This is a genomic window from Rhizobacter sp., from assembly GCF_035702065.1.
Classification (GTDB): Bacteria; Pseudomonadota; Gammaproteobacteria; order Burkholderiales; family Burkholderiaceae_C; genus Rhizobacter.
Genome location: NZ_DASSRA010000489.1, coordinates 1 through 6298, shown reverse-complemented (window position 1 = coordinate 6298; position 6298 = coordinate 1). Strand labels below are relative to the sequence as shown.

General features: G+C 65.8%; 5 protein-coding genes. 1 reads left to right on the top strand and 4 read right to left on the bottom strand.

Annotated features, from left to right (window positions below; translation table 11 throughout):
- The coding region (locus VFL64_RS21920; protein WP_489542513.1) for a patatin-like phospholipase family protein at positions 1-515 on the bottom strand (515 nt) is incomplete at its 3' end.
- Positions 516-597: 82 nt separating this feature from the next.
- Entirely contained in the window at positions 598-4107 is a 3510-nt protein-coding gene (dnaE, locus tag VFL64_RS21915) for a DNA polymerase III subunit alpha (protein WP_489542512.1), read from the bottom strand.
- Positions 4108-4149: 42 nt separating this feature from the next.
- Here dnaE and VFL64_RS21910 point away from each other — a divergent pair, with 42 nt between their 5' ends.
- Entirely contained in the window at positions 4150-4920 is a 771-nt protein-coding gene (locus tag VFL64_RS21910) for a sulfurtransferase (protein ID WP_489542511.1), read from the top strand.
- On the opposite strand, the gene VFL64_RS21905 is transcribed toward VFL64_RS21910, so the two are convergent.
- Together VFL64_RS21905 and VFL64_RS21900 are read right to left on the bottom strand one after the other, a co-directional pair.
- Complete coding sequence (locus VFL64_RS21905; RefSeq protein ID WP_489542510.1) at positions 4875-5594, bottom strand: DUF599 domain-containing protein; 720 nt, start codon at positions 5592-5594, stop codon at positions 4875-4877. The genes VFL64_RS21910 and VFL64_RS21905 overlap by 46 nt on opposite strands.
- A 38-nt stretch (positions 5595-5632) precedes the next feature.
- The gene (locus VFL64_RS21900; RefSeq protein WP_489542509.1) at positions 5633-6187 is read right to left on the bottom strand and encodes a flavodoxin family protein; all 555 of its coding nucleotides are present in this window, start codon (positions 6185-6187) and stop codon (positions 5633-5635) included.
- Positions 6188-6298: the final 111 nt, after the last annotated feature.

Here is a 6298-nt window from a genome sequence, read left to right as displayed (position 1 = left end):
GAGTCGTAGAAGGTGACGTGCGTGCCCGAGCTGTAGCTCGATGCCGTGACAGCCAGCGCCTGCAGGTGGCCGGCCGCCATCATCTCGGGCAGGCGCTCCACCGCCACCATGTCGTTGAGCAGCCCTTCCAGCGGCGAGTTGTCGAGCAGCGAGCGCAGGCGGGCGCGCCGCCAGCGCGCGATCACCCAGCCGAGCGACATCATGGTGAGCCAGCGCGCCCCCGTGCGGATGACGCCGATGGCATCGCTGCGGTACACCTGCTCGGCGCGGAAGTTCTCCCAGACGTGGGTCAGCGAGGCCACGGCGTCGTCGAAGTTGTCGCAGTGGCTGGCCAGGGCAGCCGCATTAATGGCACCGGCCGAGGTGCCGGTGATCACCGGAAAGGGGTTGCTGTAGTCCCAGGGCGCGGCATCGCGCCGGATCTTGGCCACCGCCTTCAACACACCCACCTGGTAGGCAGCGCGGGCCCCACCCCCCGTGAGGATCAAGCCTGTCGTCGGATTCTTCTGAGGCATGCGCCGCAGTGTAGACAGGCACTGTGAACCGACCGATCAGGACCAGCCCTGAACGTGGCGGCCACGCCACCGCGGCCGGTGACTAGTCGTAAACCACGCTCGCCTTGCCGTGGCTGCCTTCACGCCAGCGGGCCAGGGCATCGTCGGTGGGGAAGAAGCGGCCGTCCTCGCCCAGGTCGAGCTCACCGCTGGCGGCATCACGCTGCAGCACCAGGCGCACCCCCAGCCCTTGCGCCACCGGCCCCTGCTCGGTGTTGATGCGGCGGCTCGGGAACTCGCGCAATACCTCGGCCACAGGCGGCACGCTGCCGTTCACCTCGACCCGCAGGTACTTGCCGAAGCGGCAGCGCGCGGTGGCGAGATCCCACACCTGCTGGATGTTGAAACGCAAGCCACCCGAGAAGCGGTCGGGCTGCACCTTGCCCATCGCCACGATCAGCTCGTCGTCCTTCAGCAGATCCTTGTTGGCGTTCAGCAGCTCTTCGTTGATCACCGACTCGATGGCCTCGCTCTTGTCGTCGAGCTTGAAGATGGCCACGCGGCCGCGCTGGCCGTTGATCACCCGCAGGTCGCCGATGATGCCGGCCAGCACCTGCGGGTCGCGCGAGTCGATGATGTCGGCAATCTTGCGTTTGGCGAACTGCCGCACCTCGGTTTCGCTCTGGTCGAACAGGTGGCCCGACAGGTAGAAGCCAAGCGCCACCTTCTCCAGGCTCAGGCGTTCCTTGATGCTCCAGGGCTCGGCGTGCACGAGTTCGGGCTCTTGCGTCGAGGCCGCGTGCGAGTCACCAAAGTCGAACAGACCGCCCTGGTCGGCGTGCGCCGCCTGCGTGTCGGCAAAGTCGAAGGCCAGCCCGATGCTGGCCACCATCATCGAGCGCTCGGCGTGCAGTTGGTCGAAAGCGCCGGCCTTGATCAGTGCCTCGACCGTGCGCTTGTTCATGCGGCTGCGGTCGACCCGTGCGCAGAAGTCGAACAGGCTCTTGAAGGGCCCGCCTTCCTTGCGCGCGGCGATGATGGCCTCGATGGCGCTCTGCCCCGTGCCCTTGATGGCACCCAGGCCGTAACGCACCACCTTGTCAGACACGGGCTCGAAGCGGTAGTTGCCGGTGTTGATGTTGGGCGGCTCGAACTCCAGGCCGAGCGTCACCGCATCGTCGTGGAAGATCTTGAGCTTGTCGGTGTCGTCGAGCGCGACGCTCATGTTGGCCGCGGTGAACTCGGCCAGGTAGTGCGCCTTCAGGTAGGCCGTGTGGTACGCGAGCAGTGCGTACGCGGCAGCGTGCGACTTGTTGAAACCGTAGCCCGCGAACTTCTCCATCAGGTCGAAGATCTCGTTGGCCAGCGGCTCGGCGATGTTGTTCTTGGCCGCGCCGGCAGCGAAGGTGGCGCGGTGGGCCACCATCTCTTCAAGCTTCTTCTTGCCCATGGCGCGGCGCAAGAGGTCGGCGCCGCCGAGCGAGTAGCCGCCCAGGCGCTGCGCCACCTGCATCACCTGCTCCTGGTAGACCATGATCCCGTAGGTCTCCTTGAGCACCTCTTCCATCAGGGGGTGCGGGTACTCCACCTCTTCGCGGCCGTGCTTGCGGGCGCAGAAACTCGGGATCAGGTCCATCGGGCCCGGGCGGTACAGCGCCACCAGGGCGATGATGTCCTCGAACACGCTGGGCTTGGCATCGCGCAGCATGCGTTGCATGCCTGACGATTCCAGCTGGAACACGGCGACCGTCTTGCCTTCGCTCATCAGCCGGTAGGCGGCGCGGTCGTTGAGCGGGATGTTCTCCAGCGCAAAGTTCTCCTGCCCTGGGCGGCGGGCGCGGATGTAGTCCTTGGCCAGTTCGAGAATGGTCAGCGTGGCCAGACCCAGGAAGTCGAACTTCACCAGGCCGATGGCTTCGACGTCGTCCTTGTCGTACTGGCTCACCGCGCTGTCGCTGCCCGGCTGCATGTAGAGCGGGCAGAAGTCGGTGATCTTGCCCGGCGCGATCAGCACGCCACCGGCGTGCATGCCGATGTTGCGCACCATGCCTTCCACGCGCTCGGCCAGCGCGAGCAGCTCGGCGACTTCTTCCTCGTTCTTCTCGCGCTGCTCGATCTCGGGCGCTTCGGTGCGCGCATAGATCAAGCCGGGGTCGGGCTTGTCACCGGGGCGGGCGAGCGTCACCGTCTTGCCGGGCGGCGCGGGCACCAGCTTCGCGATGCTGTCCACGTGGCCATAGCCCATGCCCAGCACGCGGCCCACGTCGCGCAACGCGGCCTTGGCGGCCATGGTGCCGAAGGTGGCGATCTGGCTCACCGCGTCGCGGCCGTACTTGTCCTTGACGTAGTCGATGACGCGGTCGCGGTTGCCCTGGCAGAAGTCGATGTCGAAGTCGGGCATCGACACGCGGTCGGGGTTCAGGAAGCGCTCGAACAGCAGGTTGTAGCGCAGCGGGTCGAGGTCGGTGATCTTGAGCGCGTAGGCCACCAACGAGCCAGCGCCCGAGCCCCGGCCGGGCCCCACCGGGCAGCCGTTGTTCTTGGCCCAGTTGATGAAGTCGGCCACGATCAGGAAGTAGCCCGGAAAGCCCATCTTCAGGATGGTGTTGAGCTCGAACTCCAAGCGCTCCACGTAGCGCGGCATCTGCGCCTCACGCTCGGCCGCATCGGGGTAAAGATGGAGCATGCGCTCCTTCAGCCCCTCGTGCGAGGCATAGCGGAAGTAGGCCTCGGGCTCCAGGCGCTCGCTCTTGCCTCCGATGACGACGTCGGGCACCGGGAAGTTGGGCAGCTGCGGCTTGCCCAGCACCAGCGTGAGGCTGCAGCGCCTGGCGATCTCGACGGTGTTGCGCACGGCGCTCGGCAGGTCGGCAAAGAGCGCCTGCATCTGCGCCTGCGTCTTGAAGTACTGCTCGCGCGTGAAGCGCTTGATGCGCCGCGGGTTGGTCAGCGTCTCGCCTTCGGCGATGCAGGTGCGCGCCTCGTGGGCTTCGAAGTCTTCCGGTGTCTGGAACTGCACCGGGTGCGTGGCAACCACCGGAAGCTTCAGCTGCGCCGCCAGCGGCACGGCAGCGCGAACATGGGCTTCGTTGCTCGGCATGCCGGCGCGCTGCAACTCGATGTAGAAGCGCTGCGGGAAGACCTCCGACAAACGCTCGGCCACCGCCTGTGCGCGCTGCGTGTCCTGCGCCAGCAGGGCCTGGCCAATCGCGCCGTGCTCGGCACCCGAGAGCGCGATCAGGCCGCCGTTCAACGCCGCCAGCCATTCCCACTTGACGCAGGCCTGGCCGCGCACGTTCGGGTCGAGCCAGGCGCGCGAGATCAGTTCGCAGAGGTTGAGGTAACCGGCCTTGCTCTGCACCAGCAGCAGCAGACGGCTCGCTTGCTTGTCGCCGTCGGTCGGCTCCATCCACACGTCGGCACCGATGATGGGCTTGACGCCCTTCTTGCGCGCGGCGCTGTAGAACTTGACGGCACCGAAGAGGTTGGACAGGTCGGTGATGGCCAGCGCTGCCTGCTTGTCGGCGGCTGCCGCACCCACCACGTCGTCGATCCGCAAGGTGCCATCGACGACGGAAAACTCGGTGTGGGTGCGCAGGTGGATGAAGGCCATGCAGGCATTTTAGGGAGGCGGGGGCTCCGTAAAATCCCACGCGTGAAAGCAATTTTGAACATCTCCGCCTACTTGTTCGTGCCCTTGACGGACACGCTTGCCCTGCGCGAGAGCATCCGCTCACAAGCCACCGGCTTGGCCCTGAAAGGAACGGTGTTGCTGGCCGAAGAGGGCATCAATCTCTTCCTGGCGGGCAGCGCCGAGAATGTGCGCGGCTTCGTGGCGTGGCTTCGGCAGGACGCTCGGTTTGCCGGGCTTGTTCCCAAGGAAAGCTGGTCCGAGACGGTGCCCTTCGGCAAGCTGCTGGTGAAGGTCAAGCGCGAGATCATCCGCATGAACCACCCCACCATCCGCCCGGTGGCCGGTCGTGCACCGGCAGTCGATGCGAAGACGCTGGCCCGCTGGTTGGACGCTGGGCAGGACGACGACGGCCGCCCGGTGGTCACGCTCGACACGCGCAATGCCTTCGAGGTCGGCTACGGCAAGTTCCGCGACGCGATCGACTGGAACATCGCCAAGTTCACCGAGTTCCCGCAGCAGGTGGCCGCGCACCGCGACGAACTGCGCGGCAAGCGCGTGGTGAGCTACTGCACCGGTGGCATCCGCTGCGAGAAGGCCGCGATCTTCATGGCCGAAGCCGGCCTGGAACACGTGGTGCAGCTCGAAGGCGGCATCCTCAAGTACTTCGAAGAGGTCGGCGGCCGTCACTTCGACGGCGACTGCTTCGTGTTCGACGAACGCGAGGCGCTCGACCCGGACTTGCGGCCTCAGGAGTTGAGCGCACCCAGCACGTCGGAGCGGAACTCGCGCTGATAGAGGATGTAGATCACCCCGCCCGTCGCCAGCAGAAAGATCAGCGGCGAGAAGAACCAGCCCACCGCGGCAAAGGCGAGGTAGTACGCGCGCAGGCCGTCGTTGAAAGTCTCGGCCGCCAAGCCGACGACGCGGCCGGCCCGCTTGGCAAAGGCCTGCCGGCGTTCTTCGCCCTCAGCCCCCAGGGCATCGAGCTGCTTGGCTTCGGGCGCCGCGGCGATCAGCAAGGCGCCGAAGGTGTACTGCCGCATCGACCAGGTGAAGCGGCAGAACGCGTAGACGAAGATGACCAGCAGCAAGATCAGCTTCATGTCGAAGATCAGCACCGAGGTGCGGGCGGCGAAGGGGATCTCGCGCACCAGGTCGCTCGCCTTGTCGCTGGCACTCAGCACGGCCAGCAGGCCGCCAAGCACGAGGATGGTGGTCGACGCGAAGAACGATGGGCTGGTCGACAGGCTCTGGATCACCACGCCGTCGATCACACGGACCTCGCGGTAAGTGGTCTGCAGCATCCACTCGCGACGGATGCGGTTGGTGCTGGCCAGCACCGAAGGCTTGGTCTGGGATCGGTCGCGGGCGAACCAGGCGTAGCCGACCCAGCCACCGAAGAAGGCCGCGAGCGCGGCCCAATCCGTCCACGGCAAGATGCTGAAGAGCTTCAATACAGTGTCCATGCGGCACTGTATCAAGGCCCTGCAGCGCTACTTCAGCGTCACTTGAGGAACTTGCCCACCACTTCGACGATGCGCTGGCCGAAGAGCTTGGCGGTGGCGATGTCGCCGGGGATCATCTCGTCGGGCGAGGCGTCCGACGGCGAGGCGGTGATCAGCCCCGAGTAGCCGCCCAGGTTGTTGGGGTCGTCGCGCGTGTGCGCCTTGGCGTTCGACGGGTGCATGCCCATGCCGGCCCACAGCATGCCGTGCTGCTGCGACAAGGTGATCATGTACTGGATCGACGAGAACTTGTCGCCGTTCAAGGTGGCCGAGTTGGTGAAGCCGAAGGCGATCTTGTTGCGCCAGACCTTCATGTACCAGGGCTTGGACGATGCATCGGCAAACTTCTTGAACTGCCAGCTCACGCCACCCATGTAGGTCGGTGAGCCGAAGACGATGGCATCGGCCGCGGCGAGGCGCTCCCATCCGCCTTCGGGCAGGTTGCCTTCGGCGTCGATGGCGATCAGCGAAGCACCTGACGCCTCGGCCACCGCTTCGGCAACCTTCTTGGTGTGGCCGTAGCCGCTGTGGTAGATGATCTCGATCTTGGCCATGGGGTTCTCCTTGTGGTGGACGGTTGGCAACAGGTCAGCGTTCGAGGTCGAACACGATGACTTCGGCATCGTGCCCGCCTTTCAATTGCAAGCTGGGCTCATGGTCGATCA

Excerpts from the sequence above, each read along its gene's own strand:
- dnaE (WP_489542512.1), bottom strand. The coding sequence starts at position 4,107 with ATGGCCTTCATCCACCTGCGCACCCACACCGAGTTTTCCGTCGTCGAT.
- VFL64_RS21905 (WP_489542510.1), bottom strand. The coding sequence starts at position 5,594 with ATGGACACTGTATTGAAGCTCTTCAGCATCTTGCCGTGGACGGATTGG.
- VFL64_RS21900 (WP_489542509.1), bottom strand. The coding sequence starts at position 6,187 with ATGGCCAAGATCGAGATCATCTACCACAGCGGCTACGGCCACACCAAG.